The sequence below is a fragment of the Streptomyces rhizosphaerihabitans genome, from assembly GCF_025399795.1.
In the GTDB taxonomy this organism is placed as follows: domain Bacteria; phylum Actinomycetota; class Actinomycetes; order Streptomycetales; family Streptomycetaceae; genus Streptomyces; species Streptomyces rhizosphaerihabitans.
The window spans coordinates 12313-34797 of record NZ_JAODTZ010000071.1; the positions used below are offsets into that span (position 1 = coordinate 12313).

19 protein-coding genes and 1 pseudogene are annotated in these 22485 nt (G+C 71.7%); 11 read left to right on the forward strand and 9 right to left on the reverse strand.

Going from position 1 to position 22485, the window contains the following annotated elements; all coding sequences use genetic code 11:
- Nucleotides 1–188: 188 nt before the first annotated feature.
- Nucleotides 189–1005, reverse strand: a pseudogene (locus tag N4G66_RS40590) (heme ABC transporter ATP-binding protein).
- A gap of 108 nt (nt 1006–1113) precedes the next feature.
- Between N4G66_RS40590 and N4G66_RS40595 the strand changes: the two are divergent.
- Nucleotides 1114–1758 carry a PhzF family phenazine biosynthesis protein gene (locus N4G66_RS40595; RefSeq protein WP_261709329.1) on the forward strand — a complete coding sequence of 215 codons (645 nt, stop codon included), beginning with the start codon at nt 1114–1116 and terminating at the stop codon, nt 1756–1758.
- Nucleotides 1759–2235: 477 nt separating this feature from the next.
- Here the strand turns inward: N4G66_RS40595 and N4G66_RS40600 are convergent, their stop codons facing one another.
- Nucleotides 2236–2913, reverse strand: coding sequence for a biliverdin-producing heme oxygenase (locus N4G66_RS40600; RefSeq protein WP_261709348.1), 678 nt, complete (start codon nt 2911–2913; stop codon nt 2236–2238).
- Between the two features lie 264 nt (nt 2914–3177).
- Nucleotides 3178–4035, reverse strand: coding sequence for a type I methionyl aminopeptidase (gene map / locus N4G66_RS40605; RefSeq protein WP_261709330.1), 858 nt, complete (start codon nt 4033–4035; stop codon nt 3178–3180).
- A gap of 57 nt (nt 4036–4092) precedes the next feature.
- Here map and N4G66_RS40610 point away from each other — a divergent pair, with 57 nt between their 5' ends.
- The gene (locus tag N4G66_RS40610) at nt 4093–4329 is read left to right on the forward strand and encodes a hypothetical protein (protein WP_261709331.1); all 237 of its coding nucleotides are present in this window, start codon (nt 4093–4095) and stop codon (nt 4327–4329) included.
- Nucleotides 4330–4425: 96 nt separating this feature from the next.
- Here N4G66_RS40610 and N4G66_RS40615 read toward each other — a convergent pair whose 3' ends face one another.
- Together N4G66_RS40615 and N4G66_RS40620 are read right to left on the reverse strand one after the other, a co-directional pair.
- On the reverse strand, nt 4426–5742 hold the full coding sequence (locus N4G66_RS40615; RefSeq protein WP_261709332.1) for an MFS transporter: 1317 nt from the start codon (nt 5740–5742) through the stop codon (nt 4426–4428).
- 473 nt (nt 5743–6215) lie between these two features.
- Entirely contained in the window at nt 6216–6818 is a 603-nt protein-coding gene (locus tag N4G66_RS40620) for a hypothetical protein (RefSeq protein ID WP_261709333.1), read from the reverse strand.
- 116 nt (nt 6819–6934) lie between these two features.
- On the opposite strand from N4G66_RS40620, the gene N4G66_RS40625 reads away from it, so the two are divergent.
- The 3 genes from N4G66_RS40625 (at nt 6935) to N4G66_RS40635 (ending at nt 9074) form a co-directional block, all read left to right on the forward strand.
- Nucleotides 6935–8080: a sialidase family protein gene (locus N4G66_RS40625; protein ID WP_261709334.1), complete on the forward strand. Its 1146-nt coding sequence runs from the start codon at nt 6935–6937 to the stop codon at nt 8078–8080.
- 67 nt (nt 8081–8147) lie between these two features.
- A complete protein-coding gene (npdG, locus tag N4G66_RS40630) occupies nt 8148–8852 on the forward strand; it encodes an NADPH-dependent F420 reductase (RefSeq protein WP_261709335.1) in 705 nt (234 codons plus the stop codon).
- Nucleotides 8853–8906: 54 nt separating this feature from the next.
- Nucleotides 8907–9074 carry a hypothetical protein gene (locus N4G66_RS40635; protein WP_261709336.1) on the forward strand — a complete coding sequence of 56 codons (168 nt, stop codon included), beginning with the start codon at nt 8907–8909 and terminating at the stop codon, nt 9072–9074.
- Here the strand turns inward: N4G66_RS40635 and N4G66_RS40640 are convergent.
- Nucleotides 9067–9864 carry a site-2 protease family protein gene (locus N4G66_RS40640; RefSeq protein ID WP_261709337.1) on the reverse strand — a complete coding sequence of 266 codons (798 nt, stop codon included), beginning with the start codon at nt 9862–9864 and terminating at the stop codon, nt 9067–9069. The two genes, N4G66_RS40635 and N4G66_RS40640, sit on opposite strands and share 8 nt — an antisense overlap.
- Nucleotides 9865–10052: 188 nt before the next feature.
- On the opposite strand from N4G66_RS40640, the gene N4G66_RS40645 reads away from it, so the two are divergent.
- Entirely contained in the window at nt 10053–10568 is a 516-nt protein-coding gene (locus N4G66_RS40645) for a DUF6578 domain-containing protein (protein WP_261709338.1), read from the forward strand.
- A 14-nt stretch (nt 10569–10582) separates the two neighbouring features.
- Entirely contained in the window at nt 10583–14218 is a 3636-nt protein-coding gene (locus N4G66_RS40650) for an AfsR/SARP family transcriptional regulator (RefSeq protein WP_261709339.1), read from the forward strand.
- A gap of 56 nt (nt 14219–14274) precedes the next feature.
- Here the strand turns inward: N4G66_RS40650 and N4G66_RS40655 are convergent, their stop codons facing one another.
- The 3 genes from N4G66_RS40655 to panB form a co-directional block, all read right to left on the reverse strand.
- Entirely contained in the window at nt 14275–15096 is an 822-nt protein-coding gene (locus N4G66_RS40655) for an ABC transporter permease (protein WP_261709340.1), read from the reverse strand.
- Nucleotides 15093–16127 (reverse strand): ATP-binding cassette domain-containing protein, encoded by a 1035-nt coding sequence (locus N4G66_RS40660; RefSeq protein ID WP_261709341.1) that lies wholly within the window; start codon nt 16125–16127, stop codon nt 15093–15095. The genes N4G66_RS40655 and N4G66_RS40660 overlap by 4 nt, the downstream gene beginning before the upstream one ends.
- 320 nt (nt 16128–16447) lie before the next feature.
- Entirely contained in the window at nt 16448–17335 is an 888-nt protein-coding gene (gene panB, locus N4G66_RS40665; RefSeq protein WP_261709342.1) for a 3-methyl-2-oxobutanoate hydroxymethyltransferase, read from the reverse strand.
- 316 nt (nt 17336–17651) lie between these two features.
- On the opposite strand from panB, the gene N4G66_RS40670 reads away from it, so the two are divergent.
- From N4G66_RS40670 to N4G66_RS40685, 4 genes are all read left to right on the forward strand, one after another.
- Nucleotides 17652–19253: an MFS transporter gene (locus N4G66_RS40670; RefSeq protein ID WP_261709343.1), complete on the forward strand. Its 1602-nt coding sequence runs from the start codon at nt 17652–17654 to the stop codon at nt 19251–19253.
- A gap of 123 nt (nt 19254–19376) precedes the next feature.
- Nucleotides 19377–19997 carry a TetR/AcrR family transcriptional regulator gene (locus N4G66_RS40675; protein ID WP_261709344.1) on the forward strand — a complete coding sequence of 207 codons (621 nt, stop codon included), beginning with the start codon at nt 19377–19379 and terminating at the stop codon, nt 19995–19997.
- A gap of 200 nt (nt 19998–20197) precedes the next feature.
- Entirely contained in the window at nt 20198–21235 is a 1038-nt protein-coding gene (locus N4G66_RS40680) for an endonuclease/exonuclease/phosphatase family protein (protein WP_261709345.1), read from the forward strand.
- 203 nt (nt 21236–21438) lie between these two features.
- Nucleotides 21439–22485, forward strand: a 1047-nt coding sequence (locus tag N4G66_RS40685; protein ID WP_261709346.1) for an MFS transporter, incomplete at its 3' end; no start/stop codon positions are given.

Here is a 22485-nt window from a genome sequence, read left to right on the forward strand (position 1 = left end):
CAGGCTCCAAGAGAAGTCGGACAAGCCGCACGGCGGGGCCCGTTCGGCATGGTGAGGCTGGCCTAACTTATCTGAGGCTTGCCTCACTGATACCCACCCGTGCGGTGATTCAGCTCTCACAGTTGCCGTACAGGAACGGCTTGATCACGATGACTCAAAACGAACCCCATGGGAAAGTCAAGGGAAGGTCAAGCATCCCGTTTCGGGGTGATGAGCGCGGCGCCGGTCCTGGGGTGCGGGAACACCTCAACCGGCTGTCGGCAGACGCCGGTCAGCAGTGCGTCGGTGAAAACCTCCGCCGGCCGGCCGTGGGCCGCGACACGACCGGCGCACAGAAGCGCGACCCGGTGCGCGTGTGCCGCCGCGAGACCTGGATCGTGCAACACCACGACCACCGCGTCACCGGCGTGCGCCCTTTCCCGGCACACCCGCAGCACCAACTCCTGGTGCCGCAGGTCGAGTGCGGCCGTCGGTTCGTCGAACAGCAGCAGCGGGGCGCGCTGCGCGAGCACCCGGGCGAGTGCCACCCGCGCGCTCCCCGCCGCTGAGCGAGCCGAACGGGCGCGGCGCGAAAGCGGTGACCTCGGTGGCGGCCATGGCCGCCTCGACCGCCGCGTCGTCGTCCTGGGAAGTGTGGGCCCAGGGCGCCCGCCCCATCCGGACGACCTCCTCGGCGGTGAACGGGAAGGAGAGCGTCGCCGACCGGGGAAGCACGGCCCGGCGCAGGGCGAGTTCGGCCGTGCTCCGGTGCGCCGCCGGACGCCCGTGGAGTCGTACGACCCCTTCGGTGGCGCGCAGATCGGCCGCCGGCGCGGACAGGAGGGTCGACTTCCCCGCCCCCGTTGGGTCCGACCGGCGCGAGCACCTCGCCCGCGCCGACGGCGACGCTGACGCCGCGCAGCACTCCCGGTCGCCGAGGCGGACATGGAGGCCCTCGGCCTCGGCGAGTACGTCGCCGGGGGCGGGCCGGGAAGGGGGTGCGGGCCGCGCGGTACGGATCCGCAGGACCGGGCCGCCCGCCCCCGACACCGTTCCCCATGAACAGGGATCTTTCGGGGAGGGCGGCCCGGTCCTGCAGGTCACCGATCGCGCCGATGGTGTTTGAATGCCGGAGTGACTGACTACGACGTGCTGCGGGTCTTCTGCGGACCAGGCGGCGGGTATGGCAATGAGCTCGGTGTCGTGCGCGAGGGCTCGGTGATGCCGGACCGCGCGGAGCGGCAGGAGTTCGCCGCGAAACTCGGCTTCAGCGAGACCGTGTTCGTCGACGACCCCGAGCGCGGGGTCATCGACATCTACACCCCGACGCTGCGGCTGCCGTTCGCGGGTCACCCGTGCGTCGGGGTCGGCTGGCTGCTCGACGTGCCCGAACTGGTCACGCCCGCCGGTGTGGTGGGGGTCCGGCTGGACGGCGAGTTCAGCTGGATCGAGGCACGGGCCGAGTGGGCACCGCCGCGCACGCTCCGGCGGTACGGGTCGGCGGCCGAGGTCGACGCGCTGGCCGTGCCGCCGTCGGGGGAGTGGATCTACGCCTGGGCCTGGGAGGACGAGGCCGGCGGCCGGGTGCGGGCCCGTGCCTTCCCCGGCCGGAACGACGGCATCGAGGAGGACGAGGCCACCGGAGCGGCGGCGCTGCTGCTGACCCAGCAACTCGGCCGGGCCCTCAACATCACCCAGGGCGTCGGCTCCCAGATCCTCACGGCCCCTCAGCCGAACGACTGGGTCGAGGTGGGCGGCCGGGTCCACCTGGAACGCTGAGAACCCGGTCAGCGACACGGGGCGAGACGCGGAACCGCGCCCGCCCTCCACCTGCCCGCGGCTGTGCGCGCCAGGCGGCTGATTCTCCGAGGAGGTTCGGGGTCGCGCCGGGGCGGGCGACGGCCCCCGTAGGGGCGCGGAGAACTGCGCGGTCGGCCCCCGCCGGCCCGCGGTCGTTCGCGTCAGGCGGCTGATTCCCCAGGGGAGGGTTCGGGATCGCGGGGCGTGCGACGGCCCCCGTAGGGCGCGGGGAACTGGGCGGTCGGCCCCCGCCGGCCCGCGGTCGTTCGCGCCAGGCGGTTCCCCCGGCGAAGGGGAGGGTCCGGGGTCGCGCGGGGGGCGGGTCACGGCGACCGCAGGGGCACGGGGGCCGCGCGGCCGGCCCCCGTCGGGCCCGCACCGTGCACAGCGTGCAGCCCTCCCGGAGGGCAAGGGAGCAGGGGACCGGGGGTGAACCCCGGGCCCGGGAGCGGATGATCACGCGGTCAGCGGGAACTCCTCGCCGAGAGCTCTGAACACCCCGGTGTTCAGGGCGAACGCCCGCTTGCACTCCGCCACGATCCGCTGCTTCTCCAGGTCGTCGGCCGGGACCCCGTCCAGCAGTTCGCGATAACTCCGCTTGAACGCGGCCGGGTTGGAGATGTCCTCGAAGACATAGAAGCGGACGCCGTCGCCCTTGCGGCAGAAGCCCCAGGTCTGCTCCGCCTTGCCGCGGATGATCTGGCCGCCGGAGAGGTCGCCCAGGTACCGCGTGTAATGGTGGGCGACATAGCCTCCCGGCCACTCGCGGGCGCACTGCGTGACCCGGTCCGCGTACGCGCGGGTCGCGGGCAGCGCGGTGAGCGTGCCGCGCCAGTCCGGGCCCCGGAGATGGGCGAGGTCGCGCTCGAGAGCGGTGCGGCGCAGCAACTCGGGCCGCAGGAAGGGCCCGGCCAACGGATCGGCGGCCAGTCGCTCGCTCTGCGCCTCCAACGCCTCGTACACGAACCACAGTTGCTCGGTGTAGCGCGCGTACGCCTCGACGCCGAGCCGGCCGCCGAGCAGGTCGCTCATGAACGTCGAGGTCTCCGCCTCGGTGTGCTGCTCGTGCGACGCGGTGCGGATGAGTGTCGAGAAAGGTGTGCCCGCCGGGCTCGTGGTGTCCGGCGTGCTCATCGTGACCGACGTGTCCGACGCGTTCATGGGGCCTCCGGAGCCGATGGGGAAGGGCGAGAGCCGTTTCAGGGCCAGCCGCATCCTTTATGGTTAGGCTTACCTAAGTGAACAGTCTTCCCGACATCCTGTCGGTAAAACCGTACTCCGATTCCGGATCGCGTCCACATGAGAGAACCCGCCCTGTGGACAGGGCGGGTTCAGAGAGATGGGAGAGCTCAGGGGCTTGCTCGGGGGCCGGCTCAGAGGCTCGGGGACTCCGGACGGCTACGGCAGGGTGAGGATCTCCGCGCCGCTCTCGGTGACGACGAGGGTGTGCTCGAACTGTGCCGTGCGCTTGCGGTCCTTCGTCACGACGGTCCACCCGTCGTCCCACATGTCGTACTCGTGCGTGCCGAGCGTGAGCATGGGCTCGATGGTGAAGGTCATCCCGGGCTGCATGACGGTGGTCGCGTGCGGGTTGTCGTAGTGCGGGACGATCAGCCCGGAGTGGAACGACGAGTTGATCCCGTGCCCGGTGAAGTCCCGGACGACCCCGTACCCGAAGCGCTTCGCGTACGACTCGATGACGCGCCCGATGATGTTGATCTGGCGGCCCGGCCTGACGGCCTTGATCGCGCGGTCGAGGGACTCGCGGGTCCGCTCCACGAGGAGCCGCGACTCCTCGTCGACGGCGCCGACCAGGTAGGTCGCGTTGTTGTCGCCGTGCACACCGCCGATGTACGCCGTGACGTCGAGGTTGATGATGTCGCCGTCGCGCAGGACCGTGGTGTCGGGGATGCCGTGGCAGATGACCTCGTTGACCGAGGTGCACAGCGACTTGGGGAAACCACGGTAGCCGAGGGTCGACGGGTAGGCGCCGTGGTCACACATGTACGCGTGTGCCACCCGGTCCAGCTCATCGGTCGTCACACCCGGCGCGATGAGCTTCGCGGCCTCGGCCATCGCTTGCGCGGCGATCCGCCCGGCGGTCCGCATCGCCTCGATCGTCTCGGGCGTCTGCACCTCCGGTCCGGTGTACGGCGTGGGGGCGGGCTTTCCCACGTACTCGGGACGCCTGATGTTTCCCGGCACGGGACGGGTGGGAGAAAGCTCCCCTGGTACGAGCAGCGACTGGCCAGACATGCAGCGAGTCTAACCAGCGGGCATGGGGGAACATGTCTCTGGCGAAAGGAGCTGGTGATGGCCCTGTTCAAGAAGCGGACGGTCGGCAAGCCCGGCGAGTGGTACTACTGCCTGGAGCACAAGAAGGTCGAGGAGGGCCCCGAGTGCCCGGCCAAGGACCGCTTCGGCCCGTACGCCACCCGCGAGGAGGCCGAACACGCGATGGACATCGCGCGGGAGCGGAACCTCGAGTGGGAGACGGACCCGAAGTGGCACGACGCGTCGGGCAAGGAACCGGGCACCGAGGACGACTGAGGCGGCGGGTGCCCGAAGGGGCCGAGGCACCCGGTTCCGGGGCGACGGTGGGTGCCCCGGTCCCGGGTCGTCCACCGAGCGGCAGTACGGGTCGCGTCAGGACGCGGTCACCGGGGGCGCGGGCGGGAAGTCCTCCGCCCGTGCGGAGCGCATCCGCAGCGCGTGCTCGTTCGTGCGGTCGTCGTACGACATCAGCTTCGGGAGACCGACGGCGAGCAGCCCCACCGCTCCGACGCAGAGCGCGCCGCCGGCCCAGACCGAGGCCCGTACGCCGGTCAGCGCGGCCATGCCGCCGGAGCGCACCTGGCCCAGCTGGGGCCCGATGGAGTACGACAGCAGCTCGATCCCGGCGAGCCGTCCGCGCAGCTCGTCCGGGATCGTCCGGTTCCAGATGGCGGCACGGAAGATTCCGCTGATCATGTCGCAGGCGCCCGCGAGGACGAGGAAGAGCAGCACCAGCCAGACGTCGTGCACCAGGCCGGCGCCGGCCACCGCGAGCCCCCAGCAGGCCGCCGCGAGCGCCACCATCCGCCCGTGCCGGTGCACGCGTGAGGTCCACCCGCTGGTGAGACTGACGAGCAGCGAGCCGGCGGGGATGGCCGCGTACATCAGCCCCAGCGACCAGGCGGCGTGCAGATCGTCCGCGAGGAACGGCAGCACCGCGAGCGGCATCGCGAAGAACATCGCCGCGAGGTCGACCGCGTACGTACCCAGGAGTTCCTTGCGGCTCCACGCGTAGCGCGCGCCCTCGGCGATGGACCGCAGCGACGGTTTCGCCGCCTCGTGCGAGGCGGGCGACGCGGCGATCCCCGCCATCATGGCCACCGACACGGCGAACGTCACCAGGTCGACGGCGTAGGCCCAGCCCAGTCCGGCGTACGCCACGACCACGCCCGCCAGCGCCGGGCCGGCGACGCCGCCCACCGTCCAGCGCAGCGAGTTGAGCGCGCCCGCGGCCGTCAGGTGTTCGTGCGCCACGATCCGCGGAGTGAGCGAGTCCATCGCGGGGCGCTGGACCGAGCCGAGCGCGGCGGAGAGCGCGGCGACCCCGTACAGGGGCCACACCGCGGGGTGCGGCACCGTCGCGTTGACGAGCAGGGCGGCGCACAGCAGGCCCTGCCCGGTCTCCGTCCAGAGAATCAGCTTCCGCTTGTCCAGGGCGTCGGCGAGGGCCCCGCCGTACAGCCCGAAGACCACCATCGGGATCAGTTCCACGGCGCCGATCGCACCGACCGCCGCCGCCGATCCGGTGAGCACCTTCATCTGCACCGGCAGAGCGACGAACGTCAGAAAGCTCCCGAAGTTGGTGACGAGCCCCGCCACCCACAGCCGCCGGAAGTCGGCGGAGGTCCGCCAGGGCGCGAGATCGGGCAGCAGGGCACGCGCACGGGAGGGGGGAACGTCATCACTCACGACGGGCCATGCTCGGCGGAGCGAGCACGAGGGGCAACTGCTTTACGGCCCCGACGGCCCCGACGGCCGCACCGGGGCCGGTTCCGGCCACCTACGGTGGAGGCGGCCCCGCTCCGCGGGCGGGAGGCTCTCCGTCCGGCCACCGCCGCCGGGAGGCTCCGGGGCCGGTTTCCCCGAGCGGTGGCCGACGGCCCGTGCCCCGCCGCCGGGCGGCTGCCGGTTCTGCTGCCGTCGGCGGTGGGTTCCCCGTTCCGCTGCCTCCGGCGAAGGCTGCCTGCCCGGCTTCCGCCGTCGGTCCGGGTGTCGGTCCGGGGCGCCGGAGGGCGGTTGCCCGTCCGTGCCCCGCCGCCGGGGGCTGCCGGTTCGGTGCCATTGGCGGGGGCCCGTTCCGCCGACCCCGGCGAAGGCTGCCTGCCCGGCTTCCGGCGGCGGGGCCCGGCGGTCCGGCTACCGCCGGCGGGAGGCTGTTCCTGTCACCACCGGTAGGACGGTGGGGCCGTCAGCTGGTCCGCGATGCGGGACAGGCGGTCGCGGAAGCGGTGGCGGCCCCGGGGGGAGGGCAGCGCGTTCTCCCCGGCCGCCGCGCTGACCAGATGCTGCACGGTGTCGAGGTCGAGCTCGGGATCCGGCGGCACCGCGAGCGACTCGTGCGCCAGCGCCGGCAGCTCGCCGTCCCCCCGGGACAGGGCCAGTACCGTCGCCCCGGCCCGCCGGGCGTCGTGCACCCGCTCCAGCAGTGCGGCTCCGGGCGCGTCCGGCGCCACCACGAGCAGCGTCTCCCCGCGCCGGGCCGCCTCGATCCGTCCGAGCCCCACCGCCAGGTGAGCCGGATCGGACTCCCGCGCCCCGTGCCGCACCAGCGTCGGCGACAGCTCCGGCGTCCCCGACCAGGCCGCCTCGTCCACCAGATGCGCCGCGAGGTGCCAGGGCTCGTACTCCTCGGAACCGACCAGCAGCAGCCCGCCGCCGTACGACACCACGGATCCCCGCAGCGTTCCCCCGAACCGCCGTGTCGCTTCCAGCCATTCGGTCCCGGCAAGCACTTCGCGCAGCAACGCGACCCGTACGGCATCCATGGCCGCATCCTCCCGCAACCAGCCACTCGTGACCCGGAGTTCACCACGAATTCGCCCAAGTTGGGCAGAAACCCACACCACTGACACCACCAGCAACCGCAGCAGGGAGCCCGGCCATGACACAGTCGAGCGCGGAGTCCGGTACGGAGACGGGCACGGGGACAGAGACGGGTACGGCGACGGGCGCGAGTGCCGGGGTGAGTGTTCCCTTCCGTGCCGGGCGCGAGGGCTACGCCAGCTACCGGATCCCCGCCGTCGTCGCCACCCGGACCGGCACGCTGCTGGCCTTCTGCGAGGGCAGGGTCGGCTCCGCGAAGGACTACGGACACATCGACATCGTGCTCAAGCGGTCCGCGGACGGCGGCCGGACCTGGGGCCCGCTCCAGGTCGTCGCGAACAACGGGGTCGACCTCGCGGGCAACCCCGCGCCCGTCACCCTCGACACCGGCCGCGTCCTGCTCGTACACGTCCGCAGCGCGGCCGGAGCCTCCGAGGACGCCCTGCTGCGCGGCAAGGTGAAGGCGGCCGACGGGCGGCGCGTGTGGGTGCAGCACAGCGACGACGACGGGCTCATCTGGTCGGCCCCGAAGGAGATCACCGCGCAGGTGAAGAAGGCGGGGTGGCGGTGGTACGCCACCACGCCGGGGCACGCCCTCCAGCTCGGCTCCGGCCGGGTGGTGGTCCCCGGCAACCACACACTGCCGCCCAGCGGCACCGACAACGGCACCGAGGCGAAGTACAACAGCGGCCACTGTCTGCTCAGCGACGACCGCGGCGCGACCTGGTACCTCGGTTACATCGACGAGAACACCAACGGCTACGTCAATGTCAACGAGACCACCGCCGCCGAACTCCCCGACGGCCGCGTCTACTTCAACACCCGCAACGACTCCCCGTCGCCCGGCAACCGCGCCGACGCCCACTCCCGCGACGGCGGCAGAACCCTGGTCAAGCCGTTCCGCCCGCAGGCCGGCCTGGTCACCCCCGCCGTCCAGGGCAGCCTGCTCCAACTCCGCGACCCGGACCTGCTCCTGTTCTCCGGGCCCGCGGACCCGGCGTTCCGGGCCCTGATGACGGTCCGTGCCTCGGCCGACGGCGGCACCACCTGGCGGCCGGTGCACACGGTGGACGGGCTGCCCGCCGCGTACTCCGATCTCGTCCGCGTGGACACCACGACCGTCGGACTCCTCTACGAGACGGGCGACTTCGGCCCGTACGAGACGATCACCTTCCGGCGCGTTCCCGTGACCGCGCTCGGGTGACCGTCCTCACCCGGAGGCTCGGCCACCTGAGACGCGTGGCCGCGACCCGCGCACGTAAAGTCGGCCCATGACCTCTACTGACAGTGCACAGAAGGCCCCCGCCAAGGACCCCTGGGACCTGCCCGACGTGTCCGGGCTCGTCGTCGGCGTGCTCGGTGGCACCGGTCCGCAGGGCAAGGGCCTCGCCTACCGCCTCGCCAAGGCGGGCCAGAAGGTGATCATCGGTTCGCGCGCCGCCGACCGTGCGCGGAGCGCCGCCGAGGAGCTCGGCAACGGTGTGGAGGGGGCCGACAACGCGGAGACCGCGCGGCGCAGCGACATCGTGATCGTCGCCGTGCCGTGGGAGGGCCACGGCAAGACCCTCGAATCGCTGCGCGAGGAACTGGCCGGGAAGCTGGTCGTCGACTGCGTCAACCCCCTCGGCTTCGACAAGCAGGGCGCGTACGCGCTGAAGCCGGAGGAGGGCAGCGCCGCCGAACAGGCCGCCGCCCTGCTGCCCGGCTCCCGCGTCACCGCGGCCTTCCACCATCTCTCCGCCGTGCTGCTCGCGGACCCGGAGATCGAGGAGATCGACACCGATGTGATGGTCCTCGGCGAGGAGCGGGCCGATGTCGAGATCGTCCAGGCCCTCGCGGGCCGCATCCCCGGTATGCGGGGCGTCTTCTCCGGCCGGCTGCGCAACGCACATCAGGTCGAGGCCCTGGTCGCCAACCTGATCTCGGTGAACCGCCGCTACAAGGCACACGCGGGCCTGCGGGTGACGGACGTATAGGGCGCGTGGGGGACACTGATGGAAAGCAGTGTCCCCCCGACAGGAGCCGACCCCATGCCCCGCCTCGCTCTCTACGCCCTCGCCGTCTGTGTCCTCTCCGTGGCCGCGGCCGTCGTCTCGTTCGTCCAGGGCAACTGGCTGGGCGTCGTGTGGGTGCTGCTGGCGGGCCTGTCGTCGAACATGACCTGGTACTACGCGCGGCGGGGCAGGTCCGTCAGCTGACCGCGCAGAACTCGTTGGTGCCCTGCCAGAAGCGGTAGAACTCCTGACCGCAGTACGTCTGGACCTCGTTGATCCCCAGGCCGCTCAGGATTGAGTGGATCACGTCGAAGAACGCCGTGTTCACCGACGGGATCCACAGCACCGCGAACACGGCGAGCAGGCCGAACGGAGCGAACGGCTCCACCTGGCGCTTGACGTTGTACGACAACCAGGGCTCGATCACGCCGTAGCCGTCCAGACCGGGCACCGGCAGGAAGTTCAGGATCGCGGCCGTGACCTGGAGCAGCGCGAGGAACGCCAGCGCGAACCGGAAGTCCCGCGGCACCCCGTCCAGCGCGTGCAACCAGAACGGGGCCGTGCACACGACGGCGAACAGGACGTTCGTCAGCGGACCCGCCGCCGAGATCAGGCTGTGCTTCCAGCGGCCCTGGATGCGGTTCCGCTCGATGAAGACCGCGCCGCCGGGCAGACCGATCCCGCCCATGATCACGAAGATCACCGGCAACACGATGCTCAGCAGCGCGTGCGTGTACTTCAGCGGGTTCAGGGTCAGATAGCCCTTGGCGCCGATCGAGATGTCTCCGCTGTGCAGCGCGGTGCGGGCATGCGCGTACTCATGCAGGCAGAGGGAGACGATCCAGGCCGCTGTTACGAACAGGAAGACGGCCACGCCGGGCTGCTCGGCGAAGCCGGTCCAGGTGGCCCAGCCGGTTATCGCCATGACGGCCACGATCCCGACGAAGACGGGGCTGATCCTCCGGTCGCTGCGGCGGGTCGCGGCGGTGGTCATGATGCTCCCTGGACTGGCTGGGCTGGTACCCGTGTGCACGGGCCTGCCCGACCGTACCGGGCTCATGCCGAAAACGTCTCGCCATCGGGCATTGGTTCCGGGGAGGGTGGGGGGATGGGGCGATGGCGGGTCTTCTACGCGGACCGGCGGATGGAGTGCTGCGGCACCCCCTTCTCGGTGGGGACGAGGTGAGCCGGCCGCTCCTGCTGGACGACGCGGACGACGTGCTGGGCGGCGGCTGGTCCGGGGAACTCGGCGAGATCGTGGCAACGGTGGAAACGGTGAATGACGAGGACGGGGTGATCCGAGTGCTTCGCACGGACGACGGCCTGGTCGCGGCGCTGCCCGGCGATCCGGGCGATCCCGGCGATCCCGAGGACGGGAGCGGGCTCGGGAACGAGGAAGAGAAAGAGGGCGAGGACGGGGACGAGGCCTGGACAGGGCCCGGCCCCGGCAGACCGGTCCGCAGGACCGGTCTGCTCACCGTCGAGCGGCACAGCGCCCAGTGGCCCGAGACGACCGGTACGGTCCGTACGATCCACCTGGTGCGCCAGGATTTCGCGGAGACCGCCCCCGGCTCGCGCACCCGGGAACCGGTGCCCGCGTCGCGGTCGCTGGAGGCCGTCGACCGCAGCCCCAAGTGGTTCGGCGAGGGCCTGGCCGGAGTCCTTGCCGAACTCGAGCCACCCGACCCCAGTACCTGACGTCACCGGAGACAATGGACCCCGTGCGCTATCGCATTCTCGGTACCACCCAGGCACTCCGCCCCGACGGCACGCCCGTCCCGGTCGGCGGGGCGCGGCTGCGTGCCCTGCTGACCGTCCTCGCGCTGCGGCCCGGACGGACCGTTTCCGCGGCCGTCCTGGTCGACGAGGTGTGGGACGGCGACCCGCCCGCGGACGCGCCCGGCGCGCTGCAGGCGCTGGTCGGCCGGCTGCGCAGGGCGCTCGGGGCGGGCGCGGTGGAGTCGGCCGAGGGCGGCTACCGGCTGGCGGCGGCGTCCGACGACGTCGACCTGCACCGCTTCGAGCGGCTCGCGGGCGAGGGCACCCGCGCCCTCGCCGACGGCGACCCCGCCAAGGCGGCCGCCGCCCTGGACGACGCGCTCGCCCTGTGGCACGGCCCTGCCCTCGCCGATCTTCCGGACCGCGCCGCCGAGTCGGCCCGCTGGGAGACCCGCCGTCTCGACGTCCGGCGCGCCCGCCTCGCCGCGGCCCTCGCCCTCGGCCACGCCGAACAGGCCCTGCCCGAGCTCACCACCCTCTGCGATCTGCACCCGCTCGACGAGCCGCTGCACGTCCTGCGGCTGCGTGCGCTGCGCGATGCGGGCCGGCCCGCCGAGGCCCTCGCCGCCTACGAATCCGTACGCGCCCTCCTCGCCGACCGACTGGGCTCGGACCCGGGTCCTGAACTGCGTTCCCTGCACGCGGAACTGCTGGCCGGACCCCGGGAGCGGTCCGGAGCCCGCGGCCGGCCCGGTGTGCGTTCCGGGTCCGGAACGCACACCGGCCCGGCCACGGGCCCAGCGTCCGCCCCGGACCCGGACCCGTACTCAGCCCCAACCCCGACCCCGACCCCGGCTCCCGGCTCCGCCCACGCCTCCGTGTCCGCCTCCGCCGAAGGCGCCCTCACCCCGGCCGCGCACACCGCAGCCCCGGCCGAGGGCAGGGGCGCCGACATCAGCGCTGGCACCGGCGTCTCAGGCGCCGCCGTCGGCCGTACGGGCGACGGGCGGCCGGCCCCGGCCGCCCGTCACTTCTCCCCGGACGCCGCCGCACCCGCCGAGGGTGAGGCCGCCCACGCCCCGGGCCCGGTGTCCGGCTCCCGTGCCCGCCCCGCGTCACCGCCGCCCGGCAACCTCCGTGCCCGGCTCACGTCCTTCGTGGGGCGGGAGAAAGACATCGATGCCATCCGGGGCGATCTCGCGGCGGCCCGGCTCGTGACGTTGCTCGGGCCCGGTGGGGCGGGCAAGACGCGGTTGTCGCAGGAGGCGGCCGAGGCGCTGGCCCCCACGCTGCGGGACGGGGTGTGGCTGGCCGAACTGGCCCCGGTGGACGACCCGAAGGCCGTGCCCGAGGCCGTGCTGACCGCCGTCGGCGCCCGCGAGACCGTGCTGCGCGGAGCCGGTGCCGAGGAGATGCGGGCCGTGGCCGACCGGCACGACGACCCGCTCACCCGGCTCGCCGAACACTGCGCCAAGCGCCGCATGTTGATCGTCCTCGACAACTGCGAGCATGTCGTCGACGCCGCCGCGCGTCTCGCCGAGGCGCTGCTGGAACGCTGCCCGGGACTGACCGTGCTCGCCACCAGCCGTGAACCTCTCGGCGTACCCGGGGAGTTGCTGCGCCCGGTGGATCCGCTGCCGGAGCCCGTCGCGCTGCGGCTGCTCGCCGACCGGGGAGCCGCCGCCCGGCCCGGCTTCCGTGTCGAGGACGACCCCGCGGCGGCCGCGGAGATCTGCCGGCGCCTCGACGGCCTGCCGCTCGCCATCGAACTCGCCGCCGCCCGGCTGCGGATGCTCACCCCGCGCCAGATAGCCGACCGGCTCGACGACCGGTTCCGGCTCCTGACCTCGGGCAGCCGCACCGTACTGCCACGGCAGCAGACCCTGCGAGCCGTCGTCGACTGGTCCTGGGACCTGCTCGACGAGGCCGAACGGGACGCCCTGCGACGGCTGTCCGTCTTCGCGGGCGGCTGCGACCTCGCCGCCGCCGAGGCCGTCTGCGGTCCGGCCTCGCTGGACGTCCTCGGCTCGCTCGTCGACAAGTCCCTTGTCGTCGCGGCCCCATCGGGCGAAGCGGACATGCAGATGCGCTACCGGCTGCTGGAGACCGTCGCCGAGTACGCGGGCGAACGCCTCGACGAGTCCGGAGCCCGCGAGGCCACCGAGCGCGCCCATCTCACGTACTACCGCGAACTCGCCCGCACCACCGACCCCTTGCTGCGCGGCCCCGGACAGCGTGCCGCGATCGACCTCATCGAGCGCGAGTACGAGAACCTGCGCACCGCCCTGCGGCACGCGGTCGCCGAACGCGACGAGCAGGAGGCGCTGTGCATGGTTCTCTCGCTGAACTGGTACTGGCAGATCCGCGACCAGCGCATCGACGCACGCACCTGGTCCCATGAGGTGATGGCCCTCGGCCCCGACCCCTTCGTACCGCCCGCGCGCCCGGCAGCCCCGTTGTACGAGCGCTGCACGGACTTCCCGCCGCCGATGTGCGAGGAGGTCCTCGAAGAGGCCCGGCGCGGTGTCCACCTGGTCCATCTCGCCTATATGGACATGGACATGGGAACCTGGCAGACCCCGGAGGCCCAGGAGAAGCTCCGCACCATCGGCGCCACCTACGAGCCCGGCATGCCGCAGACCTGCCGTACCCCCGGCTACCTCTGGTTCTACGCCGTGCTGCTCACCGGCACGATGGAACGCTTCACCGAGGTGATCAACAAGACGGTCAGCACCTGCCGCGAACTCGGCTACGACTGGGAGCTGGCCACCGCCCTCCAGATGCGCGCCAACATCCTCGCCAACCGGGCCGACATGGCGGGTGACGCCACCGTGGACGCCGACGAGGCACTTGAGCTCTTCGTGCGCATCGGGGACGCGTGGGGCGCCGCCGAATCGCTCTCCGCACGCGGCGAGGCCCATGAACGCAAGGGCGACTACCAGGCCGCCGCCGCGGACTACGCGGAAGCGGGGAAGTACGCCGAGCGGCTGGGTGCCCGCGCCCAGCGGGCGGTGCTCAACGTCCGGCTCGGCGGCATGTACATCGAGTTGGGGGACCCCGAGCGGGGCGAGCGGATGATCCGCGAGGTCCTGGCGAACGGACACGGTGCTCACAACGAGGCCCTGCCGGCGGCCCATCTCTTCCTCGCGACCTGGCTCGGCCGCAGCGGCCGGGTCGCCGAGGGGCGCGAGCAGATACGGCTGCTCCGCCAGGACTTCGGGGCCGGCTCCTTCGTCGTCTTCGACGGGTTCATGCTCGGCATCGAAGCCTGGCTGGACGCGATCGACGGGCGGAGCGAAAGCGCCCTGGACAAGGCGCGACTTGCGATGGAGCGGTCCACCGACCGGCTGTCGCGGATGATCGCGCCGCACATGCCCTCCGCCCATCTGACCACGGCCGCCATCGCCCTCACCGGTCTGGACGGCGGCCGTCGAGCCCGGGACGCGGCCCGGCTGCTGGGCGCCGCGGACGCGCTGCTGCCGCCGGGCCACTTCGCCGGTCCCATGGAGGTGGAGGTGCGCGAGCAGGCCGAGACGAGTGCGCGGGCCCTGCTCGGCGACGCGGCGTACGAGGCCGCACACGCGGAGGGCGGCGGCCTCTCCGAGGAGGAGGCCGCCGCCCTCATCTGAGGCGCGGACGCGAACCGGCGCCCGATGGTCCCGGTGCGTGGGACCCGGGCCGAACGTCAGCTCTTGGTACGGAACTTGTGAATGGCGACGGGTGCCATCACCACGGTCAGGGCGAACGACCAGCCCAGCGTCACCCACAGGCCGTGCGCGACCGGGCCGCCCACCATCAACCCGCGCGCGGCGTCCGCCAGGGCGGAGAGCGGGTTGTACGCGGTGAAGTTCTGCAGCCAGCCCGGCATCGACTTGGTCGGCGCGAAGATCGACGATCCGAACTGGAGCGGCATCAGCACCAGGAAGCCCATCGCCTGCACGGACTGCGCGCTCTTCATGATCACGCCGAGGGTGAGGAACACCCACATCAGGGCTGAGCCGAACAGTGCCGACAGGCCCACGGAGGCGAACAGGCCGGGCCAGTTGGTGATGTCGAAGCCGACCAGGACGCCGACGACCATGAGGACCGCGGTCGCGATGAGCATCCGCATCACTTCCACCGCGATCTTGGCGAACAGCACCGAGCCGCGCCCGATCGGCAGGGACCGGAACCGGTCCATGACACCGGAGTTGAAGTCGGTGTTGAACCCGGTGCCCACTCCCTGGGCCATGTTCATGCCCATCATGGCCATCAGGCCGGGCACGACGTACTGCACGTACGCCTGCTGCCCGCCACCGAGCGACTGCCCGATGGAGCCGCCGAAGACGTAGACGAACAGCAGCGTGAAGATGACCGGGAACAGGATGGCGTCGAACATCGACTCCGGGTCCTGGCGGATCCACAGCAGGTTGCGGCGGATCAGCGCGCCGGTGTGCCGCAGATGGGAGCGCAGCGGGATCGGCGCGTCGGAGACGACGTCGGGCGGGGTGACGGTGGCGGCGCTCATACGGCGACCTCCTCGCGGGAGTTGGTGGGCGTGGCGCCCTGTGGGGCACTGGCCTTGTGGCCGGTGAGGGAGAGGAACACCTCGTCCAGACTGGGCAGTTCGGTGGAGATGGAGGCGATCGTGATGCCGCGCGCGGTGACCGCGCCGACCACGGCGGTGAGTTGCTCGTCGCTGAGGATCGGGACGAGCACGCTGCCGGTCTCGCTGTCCACGATCGTGGTGGCGAGGCCGGTGAGCCCCAGCTCGTCGAACATGGTGGCCAGCGGCCGCAGTTGCAGCGGGTCCACCGGGCGGATCCGCAGCGTCCGGCCGCCGACGCGTGCCTTCAGCTCGTCGATCCGGCCGCTGGCGATGACCTTGCCGCGGTCGATGACCGTCAGCTCGGAGGCCAGTTGCTCGGCCTCCTCCATGTACTGGGTGGTGAGCAGCACGGTGACGCCGTCGGCGACCATGCGCTTGACCTCCTGCCACACCTCGTTGCGGGTGCGCGGGTCGAGGCCGGTCGTCGGCTCGTCCAGGAACAGCACGGTCGGGCTGCCGATCATCGAGGCGGCGAGGTCGAGCCGGCGGCGCATACCACCGGAGTACGTCGACGCCGGGCGCTTGGCGGCCTCGGTGAGGGAGAAGCGCTCCAGGAGCTCGTCGGCCCGTCGGCGGGCGTCCTTGCGGGGCAGGTCGAGCAGCCGCCCGATCATGTAGAGGTTCTCCCAGCCGGGGAGCTTCTCGTCGACCGAGGCGTACTGGCCGGTGAGGCCTATCACCCGGCGCAGCTGCCGGGGCTGCTTCAGCACGTCGTAACCGGCGACCGTGGCCTGTCCGGCGTCGGGGGTGATGAGGGTGGACAGGCAGCGGACGAGGGTGGTCTTGCCGGCGCCGTTGGGGCCCAGTACTCCAAGGACGGTGCCCTCGCGCACTTCCAGGTCGACACCGTCCAGTGCCTTGGTCTCGCCGTAGTGCTTGACCAGCCCCCGTACGGTGACGGCACTGCGGCCGGTCGCAGCTTGTCGGGGCGTGTTGTCGATTCGCGTCATGTCCATCAAGGTGCCAGCCGCCACCGACAAACGACCGACAGGATGCCTACAGGCCCCGACCGCTACCGATAGGTCGCCGACAGTCGGCCGACAGGACGCCGACAGGACGCCGACAAGACGCCGACAAGACGCGGAAAGGATGCGGAAGGGACGGGGAAAGGGCGCGGAAAGGCGACAACCCGCCGACGGGGGAAGATCGGCGGGTTGTCTCTGGTGCCGCAGTGGTTTGGGGGTTGTCGTGGCTCAGGGGCCGCGATGGCGCCGAGGCCCTGGTGGCCGCGATGGCGCCGAGGTCCCGGGGGCCTCGGCGGACGCGGCGCCTAGCGGACGGAGTGCTCCTCCAGCGGGAACGTCCCGCCGACCACGTCCTCGGCGAACGCCTTCGCCGCGTCGCCCATGACGCGCCGCAGGTCGGCGTACTGCTTGACGAACTTCGGCATCTTGCCGCCGGTCAGGCCGAGCATGTCGGTCCACACCAGGACCTGGGCGTCGGTCTCGGGGCCCGCGCCGATGCCGACGGTCGGGATGTGCAGGGTGCGCGTGACCTCGGCGGCGAGCTCCGCCGGAACCAGTTCGAGGACGACGGCGAAGGCGCCCGCGTCCTGGACCGCCTTGGCGTCCCGCAGCAGTTGCTGCGCGGCCTCCTCGCCCCTGCCCTGGACGCGATAACCCATGGCGTTCACGGACTGCGGGGTGAGGCCGATGTGCGCCATCACCGGGATGCCGGACTCCACCAGCAGCTCGATCTGCCGGTGCGAGCGCTCGCCGCCCTCCAGCTTCACCGCGCCCACCCCGGCCTCCTTGACCAGGCGGGTCGCCGAGCGCAGGGCCTGCACCGGACCCTCCTGGTAGGACCCGAAGGGCAGGTCGCCGACGATCAGGGCGCGACTGGTACCCCGTACGACCGCGGCGGACAGCATGGTCATCTCGTCCATGGTGACGGGGACGGTCGTCTCGTACCCCAGGTGGCAGTTGCCCGCCGAGTCGCCGACGAGCATGACCGGGATGCCGGCCTCGTCGAAGACGGACGCGGTCATCGCGTCGTAGGCGGTGAGCATGGGCCACTTCTCGCCGCGCTCCTTGGCGGCGGTGATGTCGCGCACCGTGATACGGCGGGTGATCTTGCCTCCGTACAGCGCCTTGCTGCTGTCGGTGGCTTTGAGGGCACCCTCCGCGGGCTGCTTCGGGGCAGCAGAGAGCTGCGTCATCGCAACGGCTCCTTCTGTCATCTCGAGGCACCCTGACGGCGTCCCCGGATCACCTCCATGGTGGCACTTCGCGCTACGCGCGGCTAGACCGGGCCCACCGGACTCGATGTCGTTCACACCACGCCCGCCCGCCCCGGCCTGCCGGCCACGCCCGCCCGCCGGCAGTCCCCGCCCGCCCGGCGGTGCCCGCCGCCCGCTCGTCTCCGGCCAAAGACCTGGGTCTCTCACAGGGCGGCCCAGTCCTCTTCGTAAGTTCTGTGTAAAGTCTTTCCGATACGAGACGGTGTCGTATCGAATTACCTCTAGGGTGGTCGCCATGACAACTTCCGCTCCTCCGCTCGAACGACGGGTACCCGAGGCGGTGCACCGGCGCCGCTGGGCGATCCTCGGCGCGCTCATGCTGAGCCTGCTGATCGTGGTGCTCGACAACTCCATCCTGAACGTCGCGATCAAGACGATCTCGACCCCGGCGCCCACCGGGCTCGGTGCCACCCAGGGTGAGCTGGAGTGGGCCATCAACGCCTACACCCTCGTCTTCGCCGGGCTCCTGTTCACCGCGGGCCTCCTCGGTGACCGGCTCGGCCGCAAGAAGGTACTGCTCGCCGGTCTCGCCGTCTTCGGCATGGGTTCCGCGCTGGCCGCCGAGTCCGGCTCGCCGGTCCAGCTCATCGCGTTCCGCGCGCTGATGGGCCTCGGCGCCGCCTTCGTGATGCCCGCGACGCTCGCCGTCCTGATGAACGTCTTCGAGCGCGACGAGCAGCCCAAGGCCATCGGCATCTGGGCCGGCGGCGTCGGCCTCGCCATCGCGATCGGTCCGATCACCGGCGGCGTCCTGCTCGACCACTTCTGGTGGGGCTCGGTCTTCCTGATCAACGTGCCCATCGTGATCCTCGCGATCGGCCTGATGATCTGGCTGGTCCCCGACTCCCGCGACCCGAACCCGGGCCGCCTCGACCCGGTCGGCGTGGTCCTCTCGATCATCGGCCTCGTCCTGCTCGTCTACGGCATCATCAAGGGCGGCCAGCTCGCCGACTTCACCGACCCGCAGGTCCTCGCGACCATCGGCGCCGGTCTCGTCGTCCTCATCGGCTTCGTGTGGTTCGAGAAGCGCAGTGACCACCCGTCCATCGATGTCACGTATTTCAAGAACAAGGTCTTCTCGTCGGCGATGTCGGCCATCGCGCTGGTCTTCTTCGCGCTGATGGGCGTGACCTTCTTCTCGGTCTTCTACACCCAGAGCGTGCGGGGCTACTCGCCGCTGCAGACCGGCCTGTTGATGCTGCCGCTGGCCGTGGCCCAGCTCATCTTCGCCCCGCGTGCCCGGCTGGTCGTGGACCGCTTCGGCAACCGCGCCACCTGCACGGCCGGCCTGGTGCTCATCGCCGCGATGCTGGCCGCGTTCGCCACGCTGGAGGCCGACACGCCGATCTGGATCCTGGAGGTCATCTTCTTCCTGATGGGCACCGGCATGGCGCACATCATGACCCCGACCAGCGTCGTCATCATGCAGGCGCTGCCGCGCGAGAAGGCCGGTTCCGCGTCCGCGCTGAGCAACACCTTCCGCCAGGTCGGCGGTGCCCTCGGTATCGCGGTCCTCGGTTCCGTGCTCTCCACGGCCTACCGCAACGGCATCGAGGACAAGCTCAGTCTCGTCCCGGCCCCGCTGCGGCACACCGCGGGCGAGTCCATCGAGGCCACCCTCGGCGTCGCCGCCAAGCTCGGCCCGCAGGGCAAGGCCCTCGTCACCCCGGCGAACGACGCGTTCCTGCACGCCATGCACGTCACCGCCCTGTGCGGCGCGGGTGTCGCGGTCATCGGCGCGGTGGTCGTGGCGCTGTTCCTGCCGGGCCGTCCGGCGGCCCCGCAGGAGGGCAAGGACGAGGCCGAGTTGGTGACGGCCGACCTCGGAAAGGACTGACACCGGCGTACGCGACCGTGGGCACCCCTGACCGGGTGCCCGCCGTCGTCGTACACGGGGGAGAATGACACCTGGTCAGACACCTGGTCAGACACCTGGTCAACGACGGGAACGGAGTTCGACGTGAGCCTCGCGGACAGCCGAGACAGGCAGGGGTGCCCCGGCCGTGGACGTCCCCGCAGCGAGGCGGTGGAGCGCGCCATCGTCGAGGGCGTGATGAAGCTCCTGGAGGACGGGGTGCCGCTCGCGGACATCTCCATCGAGCGCCTCGCGCGGACCGCCGGCGTCGGCAAGGCGACGATCTACCGCCGCTGGAGCGGCAAGGAAGAGCTCTTCGTCGACGTGCTGCGCGGCGCCGAGCCCGCGGACCCCGAACTCCCCGGCGTCTCCATGCGCGAGGACCTCGTCGTCCTGCTGGAGTCGCTGCGCCGGCGCGGCCTGGTCAGCCGCTCGTCGGCGATCCTGCACAACGTCTACGCGCAGATGAAGAGCAGCCCCAAACTGTGGGCCGCGTACGACGCCACGGTCATCGCCCCCAGACGCCAGCTGGGCTACGAGGTGCTGCGCCGCGGCCAGGAGAACGGCGAACTCCGCGACGACGTCGACATCGAACTGCTCAACGACATGTTCGTCGGCCCGATGCTCGTCCGCTCCGTCATGCGCCCGGACACCGAACTTCCCGAGGGCCTCGCCGAACAGATCGTCGACACGCTGCTGGAGGGCCTGCGCCCCGCCCGGCCGTGACCCGACCTGCTTCTGACGGGGCGAATGTGCGCGTTTCGTCACAGAGGGCGCAGCGCGTGCCAGGATGCGGAACTCCGGGCGTCAAGTTGAACGTCCCCTTGCCTGTACGGCCGTCATGGACGGCGAGAACGACACCGGACATCCCCTAGGGTCATAGTCGAGGGGCAGACGGTGCGCACGGCAGTTTGTGAGGCGACGGTATGGCGCAGGCGTATATGACGGAGACGGGCAGCGACGGCCAGGAGCCGGAGCGCAGAGAGTCCCGGCTCCGGCGCCTGCTCGACGGCTGGCGCGGCGACCGCGGCATCTGGCGGCGCGGGCTGATCCTCGCCGCCCTCGCGCTGCTGCTCGCCCTCGTGATGCTGACGCACGGGCGGATCCCGAACCGGATCGGCAACCTCGGCAGCCTCACGGAGACCTTCCTGCCGTGGCTCGGGGTGTTCATCCCGGTCCTGCTGGTCCTCGCCTTCGTGCGGAAGTCCGCCAGTGCCCTGATCGCCGTGCTGCTGACCGGCGTGGTCTGGCTGAACCTCTTCGGCGGACTGCTCACCGACAAGACCGGCGGCGGTGGCGATCTGACGGTCGCCACGCACAACGTCAACGCCGACAACCCGGACCCGTCCGGCACGGCCCGTGACGTGGCCGCCTCGGGCGCCGACGTGCTCGCGCTGGAGGAGCTGACGGCCTCGGCGGTGCCGGTCTACGAGAAGGCGCTCGCGTCGACGTACAAGTACCACTCGGTGCAGGGCACCGTCGGGCTGTGGAGCAAGTACCCGCTCAGTGCCGTCCGGCCGGTGGACATCAAGCTGGGCTGGACGCGGGCCATGCGGGCGACCGTGGCGGCGCCGGCCGGCCGGGTCGCGGTGTACGTGGCCCATATGCCCTCGGTGCGGGTGAAGATGAAGGCCGGGTTCACCGCCCGGCAGCGCGACAAGAGCGCGAACGCGCTGGGCGAGGCGATCGCCGACGAGCCCCTGAAGCAGGTCGTCCTGCTCGGTGACCTCAACGGCACGATGAACGACCGGGCGCTGAACGCGGTCACCGCGCAGATGCGTTCCACGCAGGGCGCGGTGGGCAACGGCTTCGGGTTCAGCTGGCCGGCGTCGTTCCCGATGGCCCGGATCGACCAGATCATGGTCAAGGGCATCGAGCCGGTGACCTCGTGGACCCTGCCCGCGACCGGCAGCGACCACCTCCCGATCGCGGCCCGCGTCAAGGTGGACGCAACCGCTTCTTAACCCCGTGGAATCGCTTCTTCATCTCCTGGAATACTGGGCCCGGCAGACTTTGTTCACCGGCTGAACTTAACATTGGTTCGACCCGTGATCCGCTGCCCGCGCACATCGCCGTGCGCGGGCGCGTCCGTGCCCGCGCGTGTTCCCGCATGCCGCCCGCGTCCGTACGGAGCCCCGCTCGTCCCCGCTCCTTCGAAAGGCCTCTCATGCCTCTGGCCCTGCTCGCCCTCGCCGTGGGCGCCTTCGGCATCGGCACCACCGAGTTCGCCATGATGGGCCTGCTGCCCGACGTCGCCGACGACCTGCACATATCCATCCCGGCCGCGGGACACCTGGTCTCCGCGTACGCGCTCGGTGTCGTCATCGGCGCCCCGCTGCTCGCCGCGGCCACCGCCAGGATGTCCCGCCGCAAGGTCCTCATCGCCCTGATGGGCCTCTTCGCCGCGGGCAACGCTCTCTCCGCCCTCGCCCCCGACCAGAACTGGCTGCTCGCCGCCCGCTTCCTGAGCGGTCTCCCGCACGGCGCCTTCTTCGGCGTCGGCGCCGTCGTCGCCACCGGCCTGGTCGCCCCCGAGCGCAAGGCCCGCTCCGTGTCGCTGATGTTCCTCGGCCTCACTGTCGCGAACATCGCCGGTGTCCCGGCCGCCACCCTCGTGGGGCAGCACCTGGGCTGGCGGGCCACGTTCCTCGGGGTGAGCGTGATCGGCGTGGCCGCCATCGCCTCGCTGGTCCTGCTGATCCCGCACACCCCCGGGCACACCCCCGCCGGCGGTCTGCGCGGCGAGCTCGCCGCGCTGCGCCCGCTGCCCGTCTGGCTCGCCCTCGGCACGACGGTCGCGGGCTTCGGGGCCCTGTTCTCCGCGTACAGCTACATCACGCCGATGCTCACGGAAGCCGCCGGATACACCGAGGCCAGCGTCACGCTGCTGCTGGCGCTCTTCGGGGTCGGCGCGACGGTGGGCAACCTGCTCGGCGGCCGGCTTGCGGACCACGCGATGCGCCGCACCCTGTTCGGCGGCCTGGCCTCGCTGGTGGCCGTGCTGGCAGCCTTCCCGGTGCTGATGCGTACGGAGTGGAGCGCGGCCCTGGCGGTGGTGCTGCTCGGCACGGCCGCCTTCGTCACCGGCTCGCCCCTCCAGCTGATGGTCATGGAGAAGGCCGCCGCAGCGCCCTCCCTCGCGTCCTCCGCCAACCAGGCCGCGTTCAACCTCGCCAACGCGGGCGGGGCGTGGATCGGCGGGCTCGCGCTGGCG